16 protein-coding genes are annotated in these 21265 nt (G+C 74.3%); 8 read left to right on the top strand and 8 right to left on the bottom strand.

All coding sequences use genetic code 11. The features are described from left to right. Positions 1-74 precede the first annotated feature (74 nt). The 5 genes from AB0O21_RS17875 to AB0O21_RS17855 form a co-directional block, all read right to left on the bottom strand. A complete protein-coding gene (locus AB0O21_RS17875; protein ID WP_365172080.1) occupies positions 75-1760 on the bottom strand; it encodes an FG-GAP-like repeat-containing protein in 1686 nt (561 codons plus the stop codon). A gap of 86 nt (positions 1761-1846) precedes the next feature. Further along, a complete protein-coding gene (locus AB0O21_RS17870; RefSeq protein WP_365172079.1) occupies positions 1847-2743 on the bottom strand; it encodes a LysR family transcriptional regulator in 897 nt (298 codons plus the stop codon). A gap of 9 nt (positions 2744-2752) precedes the next feature. Then, positions 2753-3679 (bottom strand): EamA family transporter, encoded by a 927-nt coding sequence (locus AB0O21_RS17865; protein ID WP_365172078.1) that lies wholly within the window; start codon positions 3677-3679, stop codon positions 2753-2755. Positions 3680-3731: 52 nt separating this feature from the next. Then, positions 3732-4676: an EamA family transporter gene (locus AB0O21_RS17860; protein ID WP_365172077.1), complete on the bottom strand. Its 945-nt coding sequence runs from the start codon at positions 4674-4676 to the stop codon at positions 3732-3734. Between the two features lie 57 nt (positions 4677-4733). After that, entirely contained in the window at positions 4734-6008 is a 1275-nt protein-coding gene (locus tag AB0O21_RS17855; protein ID WP_365172076.1) for an MFS transporter, read from the bottom strand. A gap of 117 nt (positions 6009-6125) precedes the next feature. Between AB0O21_RS17855 and AB0O21_RS17850 the strand changes: the two genes are divergently transcribed. After that, positions 6126-6620, top strand: a complete 495-nt coding sequence (locus AB0O21_RS17850) for a MarR family transcriptional regulator (RefSeq protein ID WP_365172075.1) — start codon at positions 6126-6128, stop codon at positions 6618-6620. A gap of 88 nt (positions 6621-6708) precedes the next feature. Here the strand turns inward: AB0O21_RS17850 and AB0O21_RS17845 are convergent, their stop codons facing one another. Next, positions 6709-6939, bottom strand: a complete 231-nt coding sequence (locus tag AB0O21_RS17845; protein ID WP_365172074.1) for a hypothetical protein — start codon at positions 6937-6939, stop codon at positions 6709-6711. A gap of 56 nt (positions 6940-6995) precedes the next feature. Beyond that, on the bottom strand, positions 6996-9245 hold the full coding sequence (locus AB0O21_RS17840; RefSeq protein WP_365172073.1) for a 4-alpha-glucanotransferase: 2250 nt from the start codon (positions 9243-9245) through the stop codon (positions 6996-6998). Between the two features lie 222 nt (positions 9246-9467). On the opposite strand from AB0O21_RS17840, the gene AB0O21_RS17835 reads away from it, so the two are divergent. Then, positions 9468-12470 (top strand): beta-N-acetylglucosaminidase domain-containing protein, encoded by a 3003-nt coding sequence (locus tag AB0O21_RS17835; RefSeq protein WP_365172072.1) that lies wholly within the window; start codon positions 9468-9470, stop codon positions 12468-12470. 145 nt (positions 12471-12615) lie between these two features. Here AB0O21_RS17835 and AB0O21_RS17830 read toward each other — a convergent pair whose 3' ends face one another. Further along, positions 12616-13152 (bottom strand): HNH endonuclease, encoded by a 537-nt coding sequence (locus AB0O21_RS17830; RefSeq protein WP_327385376.1) that lies wholly within the window; start codon positions 13150-13152, stop codon positions 12616-12618. Between the two features lie 293 nt (positions 13153-13445). On the opposite strand from AB0O21_RS17830, the gene AB0O21_RS17825 reads away from it, so the two are divergent. The 6 genes from AB0O21_RS17825 (at position 13446) to AB0O21_RS17800 (ending at position 21220) form a co-directional block, all read left to right on the top strand. Further along, positions 13446-14507: a mechanosensitive ion channel family protein gene (locus AB0O21_RS17825; protein ID WP_365172159.1), complete on the top strand. Its 1062-nt coding sequence runs from the start codon at positions 13446-13448 to the stop codon at positions 14505-14507. 150 nt (positions 14508-14657) lie between these two features. Further along, on the top strand, positions 14658-15875 hold the full coding sequence (locus AB0O21_RS17820) for an ROK family transcriptional regulator (protein ID WP_365172071.1): 1218 nt from the start codon (positions 14658-14660) through the stop codon (positions 15873-15875). Between the two features lie 122 nt (positions 15876-15997). Continuing rightward, entirely contained in the window at positions 15998-17263 is a 1266-nt protein-coding gene (locus tag AB0O21_RS17815) for a 6-phospho-beta-glucosidase (protein WP_365172070.1), read from the top strand. Continuing rightward, positions 17254-18282, top strand: coding sequence for a BadF/BadG/BcrA/BcrD ATPase family protein (locus AB0O21_RS17810; protein ID WP_365172069.1), 1029 nt, complete (start codon positions 17254-17256; stop codon positions 18280-18282). Before AB0O21_RS17815 ends, AB0O21_RS17810 begins: the two co-directional genes overlap by 10 nt. 296 nt (positions 18283-18578) lie before the next feature. Next, entirely contained in the window at positions 18579-19871 is a 1293-nt protein-coding gene (locus AB0O21_RS17805; protein ID WP_365172158.1) for a hypothetical protein, read from the top strand. 371 nt (positions 19872-20242) lie between these two features. Then, positions 20243-21220 carry a glutamate ABC transporter substrate-binding protein gene (locus tag AB0O21_RS17800; RefSeq protein WP_365172157.1) on the top strand — a complete coding sequence of 326 codons (978 nt, stop codon included), beginning with the start codon at positions 20243-20245 and terminating at the stop codon, positions 21218-21220. Positions 21221-21265 lie beyond the last annotated feature (45 nt).

Raw genomic sequence — 21265 nt, 5'->3', positions numbered from 1 at the left:
CCCGTCTGGAACAGCACGGAGGCGCCCCCGGAGCAGGTTGCTCCGGGGGCGCCTCCGTCAGTTCAGGACCCGGGTCAGCGGATGGACTGGATCCAGCTCCAGCCGCCCTCGCCGATGCGGACGGGCTGGCCGAAGCCGCTGCCCGTTCCGCCGAGGAACATCAGGTCGCCGGTGCCCGGGGCCACCGGAGGGGTGGTGAGCAGCAGGTCGGCCTGCCCGTTCCCGTCGAGGTCGCCGACCGTGCCGGCCAGCGGGTACGAGGCGGTGGGCGCGGTGTGGAGCACGGAAGGGTCGGCGGGCAGGGCCGCGGCGCCCGCGGAGAGGAACTGCCGCAGCTGCCCGTCGGGGCCGCGGGCCCAGAGGTCGTCGCGGCCGTCCTTGTTCACGTCGCCGGGGGCGAGGATCTCGTAGTCCTTCCACTCCGGTCCGCCCAGCGTTACCGCGTTCTGCGGAAGGGCGGGCAGGAGGCCGACCGAACCCCGGTGCAGCCACAGGCCGTTGACGCTGCGTGCGACCACGTCCGGCTGGCCGTCGCCGTCGACGTCTCCGACCGCCAGCAGCGTGGCGTGGCTCCATCCGGTGGCGCGTTCGCGCATGGGAAGGCGCTCGCCGAGGCGCCCCTGGCCGAGGTTGGGGTAGACCCACAGGTCGGCGCCGATGCGGGCGATGACGTCCTCGCTGCCGTCGCCGGTCCAGTCACCGCGGTGACTGACGTCGGCGCCGGCGAAGCCGCTCGCGCCGATCACCGTGTAGGGGCCGAAGCTGCCGCCGGCGAGGCCGGGGTAGAGGCGCAGCGAGCCGTCGGCCTGAACCGCCAGCAGGTCGGCCACGCCGTCCCCGGTGAGGTCGCCGTCGGTCCTCTCGCGCTCGTGGAAGCTCGCGGCCGCCTTCACGAGGAGGTGGTCGTCGACCTTGGTGTAGCCGGTCCTCAGCGTCTCGCTCTGCAGGTCGCCGAAGTCCTGCCTGCTGAAGAAGGTGGAGTCGAACTTCGGGCCGTACTTCCCCGCGTTGGTGTCCCACGTCGTGGGCCCGCCGGTCCGGCACCACGCGGCGGTGTCGGGGCAGGTGCCGGAAAAGTACTGCTTGTCGGTTCCGTCGGCCTCGGCGAGGGCCAGGGTGCCCGGCCTGCCCGCGAAGACCGGGTCCATGATCGCGTGGCGCGGCACGGCGTTGAAGTCGCCGGCCAGGATGACGGGCAGGCCGCCCGCCCAGCCCTCGATCCGCTCCATCAGAGCGGGCGTGTCGTTCTGGGCGTCCAGGTCCTGCCGCAGGTGCGTACCGCAGGCCAGGACGGGGTGGCCGTCGACCGGGGCCTTGGCGCAGACGACCCAGCGCTTCTCCCCGGCGAAGCCGGGCGGGGTCACCTCCGCCGACATGGGGGTGACCTCGCTCTGGATGCCCTTGACCAGGAGCGCCTGGCCGAAGGTCTTGTCCCCGCCCCACTTGCCGCAGCCGTCGTAGGTCTTCGAGCCGGTCCACACCGGCACGTAGCCGGGCAGCCGGCCGCGCAGCGCGTCCAGCTGGCCCTTGCACATCTCCTGGAGCATCACCACATCGGCGTCCCAGTCGGTGATGTGCCCCTGCAGGCCGTCGGCCCAGGCATCGACCGACATGGTGCTCTGGCAGACCGAGCTCTGCCCGCACACGTTGTACGAGATCGTCCGCACCGGTGGCGTGCCCTCGGGCGCTCCGACGGACACCGCCGCCGGAGCCGGCGCGATCGCGAACAGCCCTGCCACCAGGGCCAGTCCGGCGGCCATTCGGCCTCCCCGCCCCTGGCGTTTCCTCGTCGTGGTCCTTCTCACGGCTCCCACCCCTCATGAGTCACAAAGGGGAAGAGCCTAGATCATCCGGCGGCGACGGAGCGCAGGGCCGTCAGAACGTGGGACACGGCGGGCGCGGCCTCGGCACCCCGGCGGACGGCGGCGATGACGTGGCGGGTGGGCCGGTCGTGGGTGAGGACCCGGACCGCCACTCCCGAGGCCCGGCTCGACACCATGCGCGGGACCAGTGCGACCCCCATGCCGGCTTCGACCATGGCCAGGATCGCCGTCCATCCGGACGCCGAGTGCGCCTGTTCCGGGACGAACCCCGCCGCCTCGCACGCGCCGACGGCGATCTCCGACCAGGGCCCGCTGCCGCCGTAGATCCACGGGTCCCCGGACAGGTCGGCCAGCCGCACGTCGGCCGCGTCGGCCAGCGGGTGGCCCGGCGGGAGCGCCACGTCGAGGGGGTCCTCCATCAGCACCACCCGGGTGAACCGGGGATCGCGCGCGGTCGGCGCGTGCGCGGCCAGCGACAGCGCCAGGTCCACGCCCCCGGCGGCGAGGAGCTCGTACGACTCCGCGGCCTCCGTCTCCCGCACCCGGACCTCCACCCCCGGGTGGCTCGCCCGGAGCGCCGCCACCGCGGGGACGACGAGGGCCGGCACGGCGGTGGAGAAGGCGCCCACCCGCACCTCCCCCGCGTCCCCGGCGAGGTACCCGGCGAGCTCGGCGTCGGCCCGTTCCAGCTGCGCGAACACCGCCTCCGCGTGCCGTAGTACGAGGTGCGCCGCGTCCGTGAGGCGGACCCGCCGGCCCTGGGCCTCCAGCAGCACCACGCCCAGCTGCCGGGCGAGGTTGGTCAGCTGCTGCGAAACGGCCGAGGGCGTCATGTGCAGCGCCTCGGCCGTGGCGGTCACGGTCCCCTGTTCGGCGAGGGTCCGCAGGATCCGCAGCTTCTTGATGTCCCACTCGGTCATGTCCCGAACCTACCGGCGGGTGCTCCCCAGCATGACTCCGCCGAGGATCAGCGCCATGCACAGCAGCTGCACGGGGCCGGTCTGCTCGCCGAGCAGGAGGAAGCCGAGTCCGGCCACGCAGACCGGCTGGAGGTAGTAGACGACTCCGGCACGGGCCGCCCCCATGATCGAGATGGCCTTGTTCCAGGCGAAGAAGGCGACGGCCGAGGAGAACACCCCGACGTACAGCAGCGATCCGACCGATCCCGCGGTGACCTCGAAGGCGCCCTGGACGGAGACGGAGACCGCGTAGGCAGGTGCGAGCATCAGCGCGCCGAGCGCGAAGGTGGTCATCAGGAAGGCCAGTCCGCCCAGTTCGGCGGGCTTGCGCTTGAGCAGGGCGCTGTACGTGGCGAAGGAGAGGGCGGCCGCGAACATCCACAGGTCGCCGGCGCCGAAGTCGAAGCCGATCGAGCCGTCCCCGACGAGGAGCAGCACGCCGAGGGCCGCGACGAGCATCCCGACGGTGCGCCGGGCGCCGAGGCGTTCCCCGCCGAGGCGGGCGTACAGGGCCATGATGACCGGCGAGGCCGCCATGATCATGCCCATGTTGGAGGCGGAGGTGGTCAGTCCGGCCTGGTGGACGAGGGTGTTGTAGAGGGCGACGCCGAACAGCGAGGCCACGGCGATGAAGCCGAGGTGCTTGCGGATCAGGGCCCGCTGCTGCCAGACCTGGCGGGCGGCGAAGGGGGCGACGGCGACGAGGGCGATGACCCAGCGCCAGAAGACGGCCTGGACGGGCGGGACGGTGCCGGCCATTCCCCGGGTGGCGACGAAGCTGCCGGACCAGACGACCGTCGCGAGGAGGGCGAGGAGCACGCCGAGCCCGGCGGCTCCCTTCTTCCCGGTGCCCACGGTGATGGGCTGTGCTTGCGGAACGGTACGGACGCGGTCCATGACGGCCACTGTGTGTCTCCCCCTCGGGGTCGGTCTGGGTGAATTCGTGGCTCTACCGTCGCACCTGCCCATTGCTCAGGTCCATCGAAATGTTTCGATCGATCTTTTCAGCAGAACTGAACGATTCCTCGGAGGTGCGGGCCGACCGGGCGGCGGCGAGCTGTCCGGCGACGGTGGCCCCGAAGGCGATCGCCATGCCGGCGAGCTGTACGGGCGTCAGCGCCTGCCCGAGCGCGGCCCAGCCTATGACGGCGGCGGTGAGCGGGGAGAGCGGGCCGAGCAGGGTGACCGAGGTGGCGCTGAGCCGGCCGATGCCGCGGAACCAGAGCCAGTACGCCGCTCCGGTGTTGATCAGCATCATGTAGCCGTAGCCGAGCAGGGCGTTGCCGTCGAGCGCCGGCGGGGCGCCCTCGACGAGGGCGGCTACGGGGATGATGACCAGCCCGCCCGCGGTGAGCTGCCAGCCGGTCATGGCCAGCGGGCCGACGCCCTCGGGGCGCCCCCACCGCTTGGTCATGACGGTGCCCGCGCCCATGGAGACGGAGGAGACCACGCCCGCGATGATCCCGATGAGGTCCAGCTCGGCTTCGGCGGTGAGGACCACCATGCTCACGCCGAGCGCCGCGACAACGGCCGCGAGGATCGTACGGAGGCTCGCGCGCTCCCCCAGGAGCAGCGCGGCGAGCCCCACGACGAAGAGCGGGCCTGCCGAACCGAGCACGGCCGCGACGCCGCCGGGCAGGCGGTAGGCGGAGAGGAACAGCAGCGGGAAGAAGGCGCCGATGTTGAGGGTGCCGAGGACGGCCGACTTCCACCACCACTCGCCCTTGGGCAGGGTCCGGGCGAGCGCGGTCAGCAGCAGTCCGGCGGGCAGGGCCCGCATGACCCCGGTGAACAGCGGACGGTCGGGCGGCAGCAGTTCGCTGGCGACGAAGTAGGTGGAGCCCCAGGAGACGGGGGCGAGAGCGGTCAGGGCGACGGTGGCGATGCGCTTCATGGCGGGGTGACTCCTCGGCAGGTGAGGAAGGCGGATCGTGGGGGAGGTGCGGGTGGCTCAGGCGGCGGCCGGCGCCGCGGCGCGCGGGGCAGCCGGGGCCGGCGGCTCGGCGTGGACGGCCTCGGCGGGCAGGTGCCGCTCCAGCCGGACCAGCGCCAGGGCGGCGCCGAGCGCGCTGACGGCGAGGACGGCCCAGGGCAGCCGGCCGTCGACGGCGAGCAGGAAGGTGAAGAGGGAGGGGGCGAGCGCGCTGGCCAGCGAGTACGACAGCTGGTAGGTGGCGAGGTAGCGGCCGCGGACGGCTTCGGGGGCGGCGGAGACCGAGAGGGCGCCGCCGGAGGGGCTGTGCACCAGCTCGCCGAGGGTGTAGACGACCACGATGGCCAGCAGGGCGATCAGGGTGGCGGTCTGCCCGGGGCGCACGGTGCCGAGCACGATCTGGCCGACGAAGGCGGCGGCGAAGAGCAGGGCGCCGAGGGCGGCCGAGCGGGTGCGGCGGGCGCCGGAGCGGCGGACCCGGCTCGCGATCAGCACGCCGATCCCGGCGCACAGGACGGTGTTGACGGTGAAGGCGGCTCCGGTGAGGGAGTCGGGCGCCATCAGCCAGGTGGAGAGGTAGAGCGGGAAGAGGACGGAGAGGGCGGAGTAGCCGAGCGCGGTGAGGAAGTTGGCGGCGGTCAGCCCGAGGAAGGGCCGGTCGCGTAGGACCATCCGGTAGCCGGCGGCCGGGCGCTTCGCGGAGCCGGCGGCGCCCGCCGTCCCGGCGTCGCGGACCGGGCGGACCCGGGCGACCAGCAGTCCGGCGAGGGCGAAGGCGAGCGCGTTGCCCCAGGCGGTGTAGGTGAATCCGCCGGTCCCCCACAGCCCGAGCACCGCGGAGACGAGGAGGGCGCCCGCGCCCATCCCGGCGTTCTGCAGGGCCCGGATGGAGGCCTGGAGCCGGTCGCGGGCGGAGCCGCGCGCCACCTCCCCGATCAGCGACTGCTGGACGACCGAGAAGGAGCGGTCGGCGAGGGCGGTGACGAGGGTGACGGCGGCGAAGGCGGGCAGCGAGTGCGCGAAGGGGTAGAGGGCGAAGCCGGCCGCCCGCATCCCGTAGAGCACCAGGTTGACCTTCTTGGCGCCGAACCGGTCGACGGCCGAGCCGGCCAGCGGCATGAAGGCCAGACCGGCGACGCCCGTGATGGTCATGACCAGGCCGACGAGGGTGAAGGAGAGGCCGGTGACGTGGTGGAAGAAGACCAGCGAGAACGGGATGTACATGCCGATCCCGACCGCGCTGATCGCGACACCGGCGAGCAGGGACCGCTCTCCCGCGACTCTCGTTTCCATTGCTTCCCCCGAAGTAGGCCGGTCCAAGTAGGTCGATGGAAAGTAGCTTACTCCTAAGCTACTTTCCGTCAAGCAACTTTCTTGCGATCGACTTGTGGAAGGCTGGATACTGCGCCCATGACCGAGGCCAACAAGGACGCCGTCGACGCCATCGCCGCCCAGTGGCACGTGGTGCGCCCGGACCTGAACACCGAGCCCATGGCCGTCTTCGGACGCATCTACCGGATCGCCCGGGCCATGGGGGACGAGATGGAACGGGCCTACGCCCGCTTCGGCATCTCGCGCGGGGAGTTCGACGTCGTCGCCACGCTGCGCCGCTCCGGCGAGCCGTACATGCTGTCGCCGCGGCAGCTGTCGGCCACGCTGATGCTCACCACCGGCGGCATGACAGGGCGTCTGGACAAGCTGGAGAAGGCCGGACTGCTCAGCCGCAAGCCGGATCCGCACGACCGGCGCGGACTGCAGGTGACGATCACGGACCGCGGACTGGCACTCATCGACGAGGCCGTCACCGCCGGCCTGGAGGTGCAGCGCGCCGCGCTCATCGGGCTGAGCGAGGAAGAGGTCGAGGTACTCACCGGCCTGCTCCGCAAGCTACTGGCCGGGATCTGAGGACACAACAAGGCGCCGGAGGTCGCCACACACCGTTCACGATCGGTGTGCGGACCTCCGGCGCCCCGGAAGCCTTGCGTCGGAAGCCCTACTGCTGCTTGCGCGACTTGTCGCCGACCATCACCAGACCGGCGATGACCAGGAACAGCACGATCGGCAGGACCACGTACAGGCCGATCGTCTCACCAATGCTGATGCCCTGGCCCGGGTCATCGCCGTCGTCGCGGGTCAGCGCGAGGGCGGGAGACGTCATCAGCTGCATCATCAGCGCAGATCCGGCCGTGACGGCGCCGGCGCGCAGAGCGTTCTTCTTGTCCACGGTGCAAAACTAGCGAACGCCCGAACGGCGCGCGCGCCCGGGGGTGCCGTACGGGGTCACGCCCCCTTGCGAAGGGCCTTCAGCAGGGCGTTCACCCGGGGCGACGCGGCCAGTTCCGCCAAGGTCAGCGGCCGTCCGCCGGCATCGGCGACCGGCAGCCGCCAATTGGGGTACTGGTCCCAGGTGCCCGGCAGGTTCTGCGGCCGCCGGTCCCCCACCGCGTCCGGCAGCCATACGCCGACCAGCCGGGCGGGGGTGCGCAGCAGGAAGGCGTACAGGGCCCGCACGGCGGCCTCCTCGCCCTGCGTGTCCAGGCCCAGCCCGGCCAGCAGTTCGAGCCACTCGGCGGTGTCGGCGGCGTCCTCGGCCCGCTCCCGCTCGACCGGGCGGGCCAGCAGGCCGAGCCGGTCGCGCAGTTCCACGTGGCCACCAGCCAGCTTGGCGGCCGTGGGCGGCAGGTCGTGCGTGGTGACGGTGGCCAGGCAGTCGGCCCGCCAGTCCTGCGGCGCGAGCGGCTTGCCGCCGCCGTCCCAGTCCCGCTCGAACCAGAGCACCGAGGTTCCGAGCACCCCCCGCCGGGCCAGCGCGCGGCGGACCCGCGGCTCCACCGTCCCGAGGTCCTCGCCGATGACCAGGGCCCCGGCGCGGTGGGCCTCCAGGACCAGGATCGCGAGCATGGCCTCGCCGTCGTAGGTGACGTACGTGCCTTCGGCGGGCGGGGTGCCCTCGGGGATCCACCAGAGCCGGAACAGCCCCATGACGTGGTCGATGCGCAGGGCCCCGGCGTAGCGGAACACCGAGCGCAGCAGCGACCGGAAGGGCGCGTACCCGGTCTCGGCCAACCGGTCCGGCCGCCAGGGCGGCAGCCCCCAGTCCTGACCGCGCGCGTTGAAGGCGTCGGGCGGGGCGCCGATCGAGGTGTGCCCGGCGTAACAGAACGACGCCCCGAAGCGGTCCGAGCCCTGCGGATGCACGCCGACGGCCAGGTCGTGCACGATCCCGACGGCCATCCCGGCCTCGCGCGCGACCCGCTGGGCGGCGGCGAGCTGGCCGTCCGTCAGCCAGACCAGCCAGCGGTGGAAGTCGGCCCGCTCCTTCGGGTCCTCCCCCGCGTGGCCTGCGCACCACACGGCATGCAGGTCCAGTTCCGCACCATGCTCCGCACGGAACCGGGCGTAAGCGGCTTCCCGCTCCGGCGTCCGCGGAACGGCGTACAACAACTCCAGGGCGGCGCGCTTGACTTCCCAGACCCCATCCCGGTCGATCAGCTCCCCCTTCTCGAGCACCGCGCGGCGCAGCTGCGCACCCCGCGCGGCGAGCTCGGCCAGAGCCTCCTTCTCCGGACACCCGGCGTACTCCGGGATGTCCTCGATCCGCAGGTGGACGGGGTCCGGGAAGCGGCGCGAGGAGGGCCGGTACGGGGACGGGTCGGTCGGGGTGCCGGGCACGGCCGCGTGCAGCGGGTTGACCTGGATGAACCCGGCGTCGTGGGTGCGGCCGGCCCAGCGGGCGAGCTCCGCGAGGTCACCGAGGTCGCCCATGCCCCAGGAGCGTTCGGAGAGCAGCGAGTACAGCTGGACGAGCAGCCCGTGGGCCCGCTCGGGCGCGGCGGGGGCCCGCTCCGGGGCCACGATCAGGGTGGCCTCGCCGACGGCGCCGTCCGGCAGGGTGACGCCGATCCGGTGCACCCCGAGCGGCAGCCGGGGGCTCCCGCCGGGGCCGACGACCCACTCGACGGCGGCCCCTGTCGGCTGCGAAGCGGGCCGCCGCCGGGGACGGGTGTGCGCCGGGGCGTCCCCGCAGGGCGCCGAACGCTCTGCCGCGTCACAGTCCGACCCCTCGCCACGTTCGGCGCCCGAGGAGACGCCCCGGCGCGCGCCCGGCCCCGGCGGCACCGGCCCGGACGACACGGGGTCCGCAGCCGCCGGCTCGGCCCCCGCAGGGCCACCACCCCCGTCCGCGGCCACCCCGCACCCGAACACCCCGCCCGGCCGGGCCACATCCGGCCCCGCCGGATCCGACTCCGGTTCCAGCCGGATCCGCGCCCCCGCCGGCAGGCCGGTCAGCGCGGCCGGCGGCGGTTCGCCCTCCCACCACACCAGGGTCCGCGGCAACAGCCGCTCCCGCTCGCCCCGTTCGGCGGACTCCAGGGACGCCCGGACGTCCTCCGGGGTGTCGGTCACCACCCCGAGCAACCCGAGCACCGCGGCGACCGTGGCCCGCGGTACCGGAACCGTGACGTCCGCCGCGGGCTGATAGGCGGTGGCCACGCCGTGCAGGGCCGCGAGCCGGGCCAGGTCGTCCATGGGCGCACTCCTTCGTGCATGAGGGTGGGTCGGCGCCAGGTCAACACCGGGGCGGCACCCAGGGACACGGCCGGGGGACACCGCAGCCCTACCCAGTCCGGGGCATCGCATTCCTGGCGTATCCCGGTCAGATCACCCATCCGCATTGACACTCCAGCCGCACTGGTGGTGGGCTCGGGCTCATCCGTACGAGCGGGGTACGTCTCGCGGCGAGGAGGCTCGGTGCAGCTCAGGGGCAGGAAGCGGGCGACGGCCGCCGCCGTGGCGGTGGTCGGGGCGCTGCTGGGCGGAGCCGTGGCCTCCGCTCCGATCGGGGTCATGGGGATCGGGTCCGCTCCGGACCGGACGGACCGCGAGCCGGGCCCCGTCGCGGGCGCGGGCGCCTCCGCCGAGCTGGTCCTCGACCCCGCCGCCAACCCCTCGCGCACCGCCGCAGAGGGCCCCGCCGTATGGCCCCGGCCGCAGTCCATGTCCGCCGATCCGGCGCGCGAGCTGCCGCTGGGCGCGGAAGCCGTACTGGTGGCGCCGGACGACGTGGATCCGTACGCGGTCCAGGTCGTGCGCGAGGCCCTGCGCGCGGCGGGCGTGCGCACCCTGCACGCGACCGCCCCCGGGGCTCCGCTGCCCGCGCGCGGCACCGTCGTACGTCTCCAGGGCCCGGACGCCCACGAGGCCCTGCGGGCGCTGGGCGCGGCCGAGGCCGGCGACCTCCCGGACGGGGGCTACCGGCTCGCGGTGGGGCGGTCCGGCGGCCGGGACACGGTCGCGCTGGCCGGCGTAGGGGAAGACGGGCTGTTCCACGCGGCGCAGACGCTGCGTCAGCTGCTCGCGGCGGGCGGCGGGAAGGCGCCCGGGGTGCTGGTGCGGGACTGGCCGGCGGCGCCCGTGCGCGGGATCACCGAGGGGTTCTACGGGGAGCCCTGGAGCGGGCAGCAGCGCCTGGCGCAAGTGGAGTTCATGGGGCGCACCAAGCAGAACCGGCTGCTGATCGCGCCGGGTGACGACCCGTTCCGGACGACGGCCTGGCGCCAGGAGTACCCGGCCGCGCAGCAGGCGGAGTTCCGCGCGCTGGCCGAACGGGCCCGCGCCAACCGGGTCGTGCTGGGCTGGGCGGTGTCCCCGGGGCAGTCGATGTGCCTGTCCTCGGCGGAGGACCGGGCGGCCCTCGCGCGCAAGCTGGACGCGATGTGGGAGCTGGGGTTCCGCGCCTTCCAGGTGCAGTTCCAGGACGTCAGCTACTCCGAGTGGGGCTGCCGGGAGGACCGCGAGCGGTACGGGAAGGGCCCGGCGGCGGCCGCGAAGGCGCACGCGCAGGTCGCGGGCGAGCTGGCGGCGCACCTGGCGCGCAAGGACCACGGCGCGGCGGCGCTGTCGCTGCTGCCGACGGAGTACCACCAGCAGGGTTCCACCGCCTACCGCAAGGCCCTGGCGGCCGCGCTGGACCCGCGCGTGGAGGTGGCCTGGACGGGCGTGGGCGTGGTGCCGCGCACGATCACCGGGAAGGAGCTGACCGGGGCCCGCTCGGCGCTGGGCCACCCGCTGGTCACCATGGACAACTACCCGGTCAACGACTGGGACCCGGGCCGGATCTTCCTCGGCCCCTACGCGGGCCGCGAGCCCGCGGTGGCGGGCGGTTCGGCGGCGCTCCTCGCCAACGCCATGCCGCAGGGCACCCTGTCGCGGATCCCGCTCTTCACGGCGGCCGACTTCGCGTGGAACGCGCGCGGTTACCGGGCCGGGGAGTCCTGGGCGGCAGCGGTGCGCGAGCTGGCGGGCCCGGACGCGCGGGCGCGGGAGGCGGTGGCGGCGCTGGCCGGGAACACCGCGTCGTCGGGTTTGAAGCTGGAGGAGTCGGCGTACCTGAAGCCGCTCGTCGAGCGGTTCTGGCAGGCCCGCGCGGCGGGCGACCCGGCGGCCGGGGCCGAACTGCGCAAGGCCTTCACGGTCCTGCGCGAGGCGCCCGCCCGGCTGCCGGCCCTGTCGGGCGAGGCGGGGCCCTGGCTGGAGCGGCTCGCGCGCTACGGGACCGCGGGTGAACTGGCGCTGGACGTCCTCCAGGCGCAGGCCCGTGGTGACGGCACGGCCGCCTGGAAGGCCTCGCAGGCCCTCGCCGGGGCCCGGGAGGCGCTGGCGGAGCCGGGCACGGCGCGGGTCGACAAGGCCGTACTGGACCCCTTCCTGAAACAGGCCGCCGCGGAGGCGGACGCGTGGACGGGGGCCGCGCGCACGACGGGCACGGTGACGCGGGACGCGGACAGCTGGACGGTGCAGCTGGACGCGCAGCGCCCGGTGTCGGCGGTGACGGTGATGACGGACCCGCTCCCGGCGGGCGCCCGGGGCGCGGCGGTGGAGGTCCACGTGCCCGGCGAGGGCTGGCGCAAGGTGGCCGAGGCCGCCGCCTCGGGCTGGACCCAGGTGGACACGGGCGGGCTGCGCACCGACGCGGTACGGCTGTCCTGGGCGGGCTCGGCGGCCGCGCCGGCGGTGCACCGGGTGGTGCCGTGGCTCGGTGACGGCCCGCAGGCCCGTTTCGAACTGGCGGACGGAGCGGCCGCCGACGCGGAGATCGGCGGCCCCGTGCAGCGGGTCTGGGCGAAGCTGACCGCGCTGGGCGCGGGAGAGGTCCGCGGGCCGCTGACGGCGAAGCCGCCGGCGGGCGTGTCGGTCCGGCTGCCGGGGACGGTGGTGGCCCCGCGCGGCGGGCAGGTGTCGATCCCCCTGGAGGTGAGCGTCGCCCCGACGACGGCGCCGGGCAGCTACCAGGTCCCGGTCGCCTTCGGCGGGGAGACCCGCACCCTGACGGTGCGTGCGGTGCCGCGTACGGGCGGCCCGGAGCTGCTGCGTACGGCGCGGGCGAGTTCCTCGGCGAACGAGACCCCGGACTTCCCGGCCTCGGCGGCGGTGGACGGCTACCCGAACACCCGGTGGTCCTCCCCGGCGGTGGACGGTGCGTGGTGGCAGGCCGAACTCCCGTCCCCGGCCCGGATCGGGCGGCTGGAGCTCCGCTGGCAGGAGGCGTACCCGTCGGCGTACCGGGTGGAGACCTCGACGGACGGGACCACCTGGCGCCCGGCGGCGGCCGTCCCCTCTTCCCGCGGGGGCCGCGAAACGGTCCGCCTGGACGCCCCGGAACCCGCGCGCTTCCTCCGCGTGACCTGCGACCGCCGCGCGACCCGCTTCGGCTGCAGCCTCTGGTCCGCGGAGGCCTACGCGGTCACGCCGTAGCCTGCGGCGCCGCAGGCTACGGCGTGGCTGGATTGCCCGCAGGGCAATTTCAGCCTCGCCGGCGTTTTGAGGCGCGGGGGTCCGGGGGCAGCGCCCCCGGCAACGGCGCCGCAGCCGCGCGGAGTCCCGGGGCAGGCCCGCAGGGCTACCCGGCCGCGACCCCGATGCGCTCCAGCGCATCCTCGGCCCCGTACGGCTGGAGGTACGGCATCCACCGCGGATCCCGGTGCCCCGTGCCGATGATCCGCCAGGCCAGGCCGGAGGGAGGGGCCGGCTGGTGCCGCAGGCGCCAGCCCAGTTCCAGCAGGTGGCGGTCGGCCTTGACGTGGTTGCAGCGGCGGCACGCGGCGACGACGTTGTCCCACACGTGCTGCCCGCCCCGGCTCCGCGGGATGACGTGGTCGACGCTCGTCGCGACGGCCCCGCAGTACATGCAGCGGCCGCCGTCGCGGGCGAAGAGCGCGCGCCGGGTGAGAGGAACGGGCCCCCGGTAGGGGACCCGCACGAAGCGCTTGAGCCGGACCACGCTGGGAGCGGGGACGACCCTTGTCGCGCTGTGCAGATAGGCGCCGGATTCCTCCAGGGAGACAGCCTTGTTCTCCAGTACGAGGACGAGCGCGCGGCGGAGCGGTACGACGCCGAGGGGCTCGTACGACGCGTTGAGGACCAGGACGTGCGGCACGGACTGCCTCCTTGTACGCCGGCGGCGCGTGGCTCGCGCCGGGACGATCTGCTCTCCAGTCTCTCCTTACGGCTGGTCGAAGCGCCACCACGCGCCCGTAACGGGTCCGGGGTGTTTTCAACCACACCTGCTTCCTGCCCAGGTGAGTCTGGTCTCTCCCTCGAACAGAAGGGCCGTTGGCAAACGCGTTGAAGGGATTGCCCCGTTAGTGTGGTTGGTCTGCCCGCACACCCCGTTCGGCGGGCAGGCCGCTATACCTGGAGGTACCTGTCGTGCCCTGGCCCGCCGCTCTGCTGCCGATCGCAGCAGACGTTCCGGACGCGCCCGCCTCGGTCAAGGAGGCGCAGGAGAGCGTCACCGAGGCCGCGAGCTTCATCGAGCAGAACTGGGCCACCTGGCTGAGCATCGGCCTGCGGATCCTGCTGATCGTCGTGATCGCGGCCGCTCTGCGCTCGGTGGTCCGCAAGGCGCTGACCAAGCTGATAAACCGGATGAACACCAGCGCCGAGGCCGTCGAAGGCACCGCGCTCGGCGGGCTGCTGGTCAATGCCGAGCGGCGCCGCCAGCGCTCGGAGGCGATCGGCTCGGTGCTGCGTTCGGTGGCCTCGTTCCTGATCATGGGAACGGCCGCGCTGATGGTGCTGGCCGCGCTGAAGATCGATCTGGCCCCGCTGCTGGCGAGTGCGGGTGTGGCCGGTGTGGCGATCGGTTTCGGCGCCCGGAACCTGGTGACGGACTTCCTGTCCGGCGTCTTCATGATCATGGAGGACCAGTACGGGGTCGGCGACAAGATCGACGCGGGGGTGGCCTCGGGCGAGGTCATCGAGGTCGGCCTGCGGGTCACCAAGCTGCGCGGGGACAACGGCGAGATCTGGTACGTCCGCAACGGCGAGATCAAGCGGATCGGCAACCTCAGCCAGGGCTGGGCGACCGCGACGGTGGACGTCCAGGTCAAGCCGACGGAGAGCCTGAGCCGGATCCGCGAGGTGGTCCAGGAGGTCGCCGACACCCTGGCGAAGGAGTCCCCGTGGGACGAGCGCCTGTGGGGTCCGGTGGAGGTCCTGGGCCTGGACGAGGTGCTGCTCGCCTCCATGACGGTGAAGGTGTCGGCGAAGACGATGCCCGGCAAGCAGTTCGCGGTGGAGCGGGAGCTGCGCTGGCGGATCAAGGAGGCCTTCGACGCGGCGGGCATCCGGATCATCGGCGGCCTGCCCGCCGGGGACGAGGAGGAAGCGCTCGCGGCCGACCCGTCGGCCTCCGTCGCCCCGCCGTCGGCGCTGGCGAACCCGGCCTCCCCGCAGTCCCTGGCCACCGCCCCGATCCCGCCGCCGGGCGGCCCGCGGATCACGAAGTAGATCCAACCCGAGCCGAACACCCCGAACGGACGTCTCCGCTGCCCCGCAGGCCAATCCTGCGGGGCAGCGGCATTGACACGGCTCGAACGACGACAGGAAACTTACCTAACAGTTCCTCGCAGTCCATCCCGGTGAGAGAGAGACCGCGCCATGCCCGCCGCCACGCCCGGAACACCCAGCCTGCTGCGCGCCATGAACGACCGGGCCGCCCTCGAACTCCTGCTGGCGCACGGGCCGCTGTCCCGGACCAGGATCGGCAGCCTCACCGGACTGTCCAAGCCCACCGCCTCCCAGCTGCTGGCCCGTCTGGAGGCCGCCGGACTCGTCGTGGCCACCGGCACCGACGACGGCCGCCCCGGCCCCAGCGCCCAGCTGTACGCCGTCAACCCCCGGGCCGCGTACGTCGGCGGACTGGACGTCACCCCGGGCCGGGTCCTCGCCGCCGTGGCCGACCTCACGGGCACCGTCGTCGGCACGCACGAGGTGCCGTACGCGCCCGAGACCGGCGCCGTCGACCAGGTGACCGAGGCCCTCGGCGGCGCCGTCAAGGCCGCCGGGCTGCACCGCTCCGACCTGCACCAGGTGGTCATCGCCACACCGGGCGCCTTCGACCCGCAGACGGGCCGGCTGCGCTACGCCGGCCATCTCCCCGGCTGGCACTCCCCCACCCTCCTCGACGAGCTGGCCGCCGCCCTGCCGATGCCCGTCGAGTACGAGAACGACGTCAACCTCGCCGCCGTCGCCGAGCAGCGCCTCGGCGCGGCCCGCGGCCACGAGGACTTCGTCCTGCTGTGGAACGAGGAGGGGCTCGGCGCCGCCCTGGTGCTCGGCGGCCGGCTGCACCGCGGCTGGACCGGCGGCGCGGGCGAGGTGGGCTTCCTGCCGGTGCCCGGCCACCCCCTGGTCCGCCAGGTGGCGCGCGCCAACACCGGCGGCTACCAGGAGCTGGCCGGCGTCCAGGTGCTCCCGCGCCTCGCCGCCGAACTGGGCGTGGAACCCGTACCCGAGGCCGCGCCCGGCGGACCGTACAGCCCCGAGGTCGGTGCCGCCGTCGCGCTGCTCTCCCGGGCCGCGGCCACGCCCGAGGGGCCCCACCTGCGCTTCCTCCAGTCGTACGCCACCCTCCTGGCCACCGGCCTCGCCTCGCTGGTCGCCGTCCTCGACCCGGAGATCGTGGTCCTCTCCGGGGCCGTGATCGCCGCGGGCGGCGACCCGCTGCGCACGCTGCTGGAGTCCGAGCTCGCCGAACTGGCCCCCTCCCGGCCCCGCCTGGTCTCCGGCGAGGTCGCGGAACGGCCGGTGCTGCGCGGCGCGCTGGAGAGCGCGCTGGCAGCCACCCGCGACGAGGTCTTCGACACCTCCCGCTGACCCCCAAGGACAACCCTGCCGCCTGGACCCTCAGTTACGGACCGGAGTCCTTCAAGGGCCCGCACCACACCGAAGGCGTTCGTCGAAGGCGTCACCCTCACAGGAGTGAAAGGCTGATCACGATGAAACTCGCAGTGGTGGGCGGCGGTTCCACCTACACCCCCGAGCTGATCGACGGCTTCGCGCGGCTGCGCGACACCCTGCCCGTCGGCGAGCTCGTGCTGATCGACCCCGCCACCGAGCGGCTGGAGCTGATCGGCGCCCTCGCCCGGCGGATCTTCACCCGGCAGGACCATCCGGCCAAGGTCACCACCACCGCCGACCTCGACGCGGGCGTCGCCGGCGCCGACGCGGTCCTGCTCCAGCTGCGCATCGGCGGGCAGGCCGCCCGGCTCCAGGACGAGACCTGGCCGCTGGAGTGCGGGTGCGTCGGCCAGGAGACCACGGGGGCGGGCGGGCTCGCCAAGGCGCTGCGCACCGTCCCGGTGGTCCTCGACATCGCCGAGCGGGTGCGCCGGGCCAGCCCGGACGCCTGGATCATCGACTTCACCAACCCGGTCGGGATCGTCACCCGGGCCCTGCTCGGCGCCGGGCACAAGGCGGTCGGACTGTGCAACGTGGCCATCGGCTTCCAGCGGAAGTTCGCCGCCCTGCTGGACGTGGCCCCGGCCGAGGTGTACCTCGACCACGTCGGGCTCAACCACCTCACCTGGGAGCGGGGCGTGCGCCTCGGCGGGCCCGACGGCGAGGACCTGCTGCCCCGGCTGCTCGGGGACCACGCGGAGTCGATCGCCGCCGACCTGCGCCTGCCCCGCGCGGTGCTGGACCGGCTCGGCGTGGTGCCCTCGTACTACCTGCGCTACTTCTACGCCCACGACGAGGTCGTCCGGGAACTGGGCGAGAAGCCCTCCCGGGCCGCCGAGGTCGCCGCGATGGAGCGGGAACTGCTCGGCCTGTACGCGGATCCCGCGCTGGACGAGAAGCCGGCGCTGCTGGCCAAGCGGGGCGGGGCCTTCTACTCGGAGGCGGCCGTGGACCTGGCGGCCGCCCTGCTGGGCGACGGCGGCTCACCGGTCCAGGTGGTCAACACCCTCAACAGCGGCACCCTGCCCTTCCTCCCCGACGACGCGGTGATCGAGGTACAGGCGCGCGTCGGCCCCGCCGGCCCGGTGCCGCTGCCCGTGCCCCGGCTGGACCCGCTCTACGCCGGACTGGTCTCGCACGTGACCGCGTACGAGGACCTCGCGCTGGACGCGGCCCTGCGCGGCGGCCGCGAGCGGGTGGCCAAGGCGCTGCTCGCCCATCCGCTGGTGGGGCAGTTCGACCTGGCCGAGGACCTGACGGACCGGCTCCTCGCGCACAACAAGGAGCACCTGGCGTGGGCGTGACCCTCCCTGCCGTACTGGCGATCGACGCGGGCAACAGCAAGACGGACGCGGCTCTGATCGCCGCCGACGGCACGGTGCTGGGCACCGGGCGCTCCGGCGGCTTCCAGCCTCCGCGCTCCGGAGTCGAGGCCGCGGTGGACGTCCTCGGGCAGGCCGTGTCGGCGGCCGCGGCGGCCGCCGGGCTGCCCGCGCCGGGGCCCGGCTCCCCGTACGCCGCACGGGTGTCGGCCTGCCTGGCCAACGCGGACCTGGCGGTGGAGGAGCAGCAGCTGGGCGAGGCGATCGGGGCGCGCGGCTGGGGCGCGGCCACCGAGGTGCGCAACGATGCGTTCGCGGTCCTGCGGGCCGGTGTGGACGAGCCGTGCGGGGTCGCGGTGGTGTGCGGGGCCGGCGTCAACTGCGTCGGCATGGCCCCGGACGGGCGCACCGCGCGCTTCCCCGCGCTCGGACGGATCTCCGGCGACTGGGGCGGCGGGGGCGGGCTGGCCGAGGAGGCCCTGTGGTTCGCGGCCCGCGCCGAGGACGGGCGGGGCGAGCCGACGGAGCTGGCCCGGGCACTGCCCGCGCACTTCGGGCTCGGTTCGATGTACGAGCTGATCGAGGCGCTGCACCTGGGCCGGATCCCGGGCGGGCGGCGGCACGAGCTGGCCCCGGTGCTGTTCGCGGTCGCTGCGGCCGGGGACCCGGTGGCGAGCGCGCTGGTGCACCGGCAGGCGGACGAGATCACGGCCATGGCGACGGTGGCCCTGCGCCGCCTGGAACTCCTCGACCGGGAGGTCCCTGTGGTGCTGGGCGGCAGCGTCCTGGCCGCCCGGCACCCCCAGCTGGACGACCGCGTCGCGGCCGGCCTCGCCGAACGGGCCCCGCTCGCCCGGATCCAGGTGATCACCGCGCCGCCGGTCCTGGGCGCGGCCCTGCTGGGCCTGGACTCCCTCGGGGCCGCGCCGTCGGCGTACGCGAACCTCCGGGCAGGTTTCGGGGCCCCGCTCACCACCCCGTCCGGTGCCCGATTCGACTGAACCTGCCCACGGGAGGCGGCAGGTCTGGAACCGTGGCGCTCCTGCGGGCGTATTGACGGTGAAGGGATGGCGGGGGCGCCGGGGGGCAGATCGCCCGCGAACGAGCACCGGTGGTGTGGGCGGCCGGCACTGACGCCATACTGCTGCGGACAGTGGACAGGACCGAGGGGGAGGTCACGGTGGCGATCACATCACGCGCGCCCGCGCCCGGGGGCGGTGTCTCCGCGCCGTCCGCCGGTCCGTCGGGGCCGCCGCCGGGCGGGCCGCACGGGCGGGGGACCGCCTGGGCCGAGGGCGTGGAGCGGCTGCGCGGGGCGGCGACGACCGAGCCGGGCCGGCTGCGGATCATCGGCGCCTTCCTGGCGGCCCTGGTGCTCCTGTTCGGCGCGGTCAGCGTGTGGGAGATCTCCGGCCGGTCCACCGCCGCCGACGACGTGGTGGGCCGCAGCCAGCCGCTCAGCGCGGACGCGGCGAGCATCTACCGCTCCCTCGCGGACGCCGACACGACCTCCTCCAGCGGGTTCCTGCTGGGCGCCCAGGAGCCGCGCGAGGTCCGCCAGCGCTACGAGAAGGACATCGCCAACGCCTCGAAGCTGCTGGTGAACGCGGCGGCCAACGCGGGCGGAGATGAGGAATCCCGCGCGCAGATCGCCCTGCTGAGCGAGCAGCTGCCGCGCTACACCGGCCTGATCGAGCAGGCCCGGGCCACCAACCGGCAGGGCATGCCGCTGGGCGGCGCCTATCTCCGGTACGCGAACGAGAAGATGACCACGCAGCTGCTGCCCGCCGCGCAGCGGCTGTACGAGGCGGAGACGAACCGGCTGTACTCGGACTACGACGAGGCCCGTGCCTGGCCGCTGGTCTCGCTCGGCGTGGGCCTGGCCGCGCTCGCCGCCCTGGTGTGGGCGCAGCGGCGCAACTACCGTCGGACGAACCGGGTGTTCAACCACGGGCTGCTGGCCGCGACGGCCGCGTCGGTGGTGGTCCTGATGTGGCTGGCCGTCGGCCACACGGTGGCGCGGTCGGACCTGAGCGCGGCCCGGGCGGACGGGCAGGAGTCCCTGAAGGTGCTGAACGACGCGCGCATCGCCTCCCTCCAGGCGCGGGCCGGGGAGAACCTGACGCTGGTCGCGCGCGGCGCCGTACTGGCCGAGGACAAGAAGTCCGACAAGTACGACGTGGAGTTCACCACCAAGATGAAGGAGCTCGACGCCGGGCTGGCGACCGCGCTCCGGCTCGCCGACGACGAGGCGGGCCGGGCGCCGGTGAGCCTCGCGGTGGACGGTGTGAAGCAGTGGCAGCAGCGGCACAAGGCGGCCCGGGAGGCGGACTTGAAGGGTGACTTCGACACCGCGCTGACCCAGGTCGTGGGTGACGCCAAGCACACGGACAGCAGCGGGGCCGCGTTCGACACGGTGGACGCCTCCCTGGAGCGGGCGGTGGCCCACGAGCAGCGGGAGTTCACCCGGGCGGCCCGGGACGGCATCGGCGCGCTGGGCGGTCTGGTGACGGGCTCGGCGGCCCTCGCGGTCATCGGCGCGGCGGCGGCACTGCTCGGTATCGGGCGCAGGCTTTCGGAGTACAGGTGAGCGCGATGCGGATACGAGCGAGGCGGGTCTCCGAGGGCTTCGAGCACCGCCGGGTCGCTGCCGCGGGCCCCATGGGCGCGGAGGGCCCCGCGGGCCCCATGGGCACGGGCGACCCCGCGGGCCCCATGGGCTCCGCGGACCCGGGCGGCCATGGCGGCCACGGCGGGCCCGCGGGCCCCGGCGGCCACGGGCCCGGTGGGTACGTCGGCGGGCCCGGCGGGCCCTCGGGCCCGGGTGGTCACGGCGGCCCCGCAGGGTACGGCGGGGACGGGGGCCACGGCGGCGGCGGTGAGTACGGCGGCCCCGCAGGGTACGGCGGCGGCGTGCGGCGCGTGGGCGGCCGGCTGCGCGGCTGGGGCGGGGTGACCGCGATGGCGGCCGCCTGCCTGGTGACGGCCTCGGCCGTGCTGCTGCCGCTGACCCGGACCGCGGCGCCGGAATCCGGCCGCCCGGCGGTCCTCCGCGAGCCCGCTTCGATGGCGGTGGCCCCGGCGGCCCCCTCCGACACCTGCCAGGACCCGGAGGCCAGCCTGCGCCCGTCCACCGTGGACGGGGCGGCCATCGCGCGGATCAAGGCGGCGGGCAAGCTCGTCGCGGGCGTGGACCAGAACAGCTTCCGCTGGGGCTACCGCAACCAGACCGCCACCCCCGGGCCCGGCCCGGAGGACCAGTCCGCCCAGGGCCACCTCGACGGCTTCGACATCGACCTGGTCAAGGCCATCGCCAAGGACATCCTGGGCGACGAGAACGCGGTCATCTACCGGGCCATCCCCACCAGCCAGCGCATCCCCGCCCTGCAGGAGGGCCGCGTCGACGTCGTCGTGCGGACCATGACCATCAACTGCAAGCGGCTGGAGGACGTGGCCTTCTCCACCGCGTACTTCGAGGCCGGGCAGCAGGTGCTGGCCCCCAAGGGCTCGCCGATCACCGGCTACGACGCCTCGCTGAAGGACAAGCGGATCTGCGTGGCGGCCGGTTCCACGGCGGAGGCCTCGCTGAAGTCCCAGTCGTACGGCGCGGCGCCGGTCCTCGTGCCCAACCAGCTGGACTGCCTGGTCCGGCTCCAGCTCGGCGAGGTCGACGGCATCATCACGGACAACGCCCTCGCGGCCGGCCAGGCCGCGCAGGACCCCTCGGTGCGGCTGGTGGGCTCGCCGTTCACCCGCGAGTTCTACGGTGTGGCGATGAACAAGGACGCCTCCGACCTGGTCCGCCGCGTCAACAACGTGCTGGAGAACTATCGTGCGGGCGGCGCCAACAGCCCGTGGATGCTCTCCTACCGCGAGCACCTCGAAAAGGTACTGCCCGGCGTGACCGCGCCGCCCGCCCCCAAGTACCGGGACGGCTGAGGCCGGTGGCAGCGGATTCTGACGCGGAGGCACGATCGGTGGAGG

The sequence above is a fragment of the Streptomyces sp. NPDC091371 genome (assembly GCF_040684275.1).
Classification (GTDB): domain Bacteria; phylum Actinomycetota; class Actinomycetes; order Streptomycetales; family Streptomycetaceae; genus Streptomyces.
The sequence above is the reverse complement of the archived record's forward strand: the minus strand, read 5'-3'. Positions and strand labels throughout refer to the sequence as shown.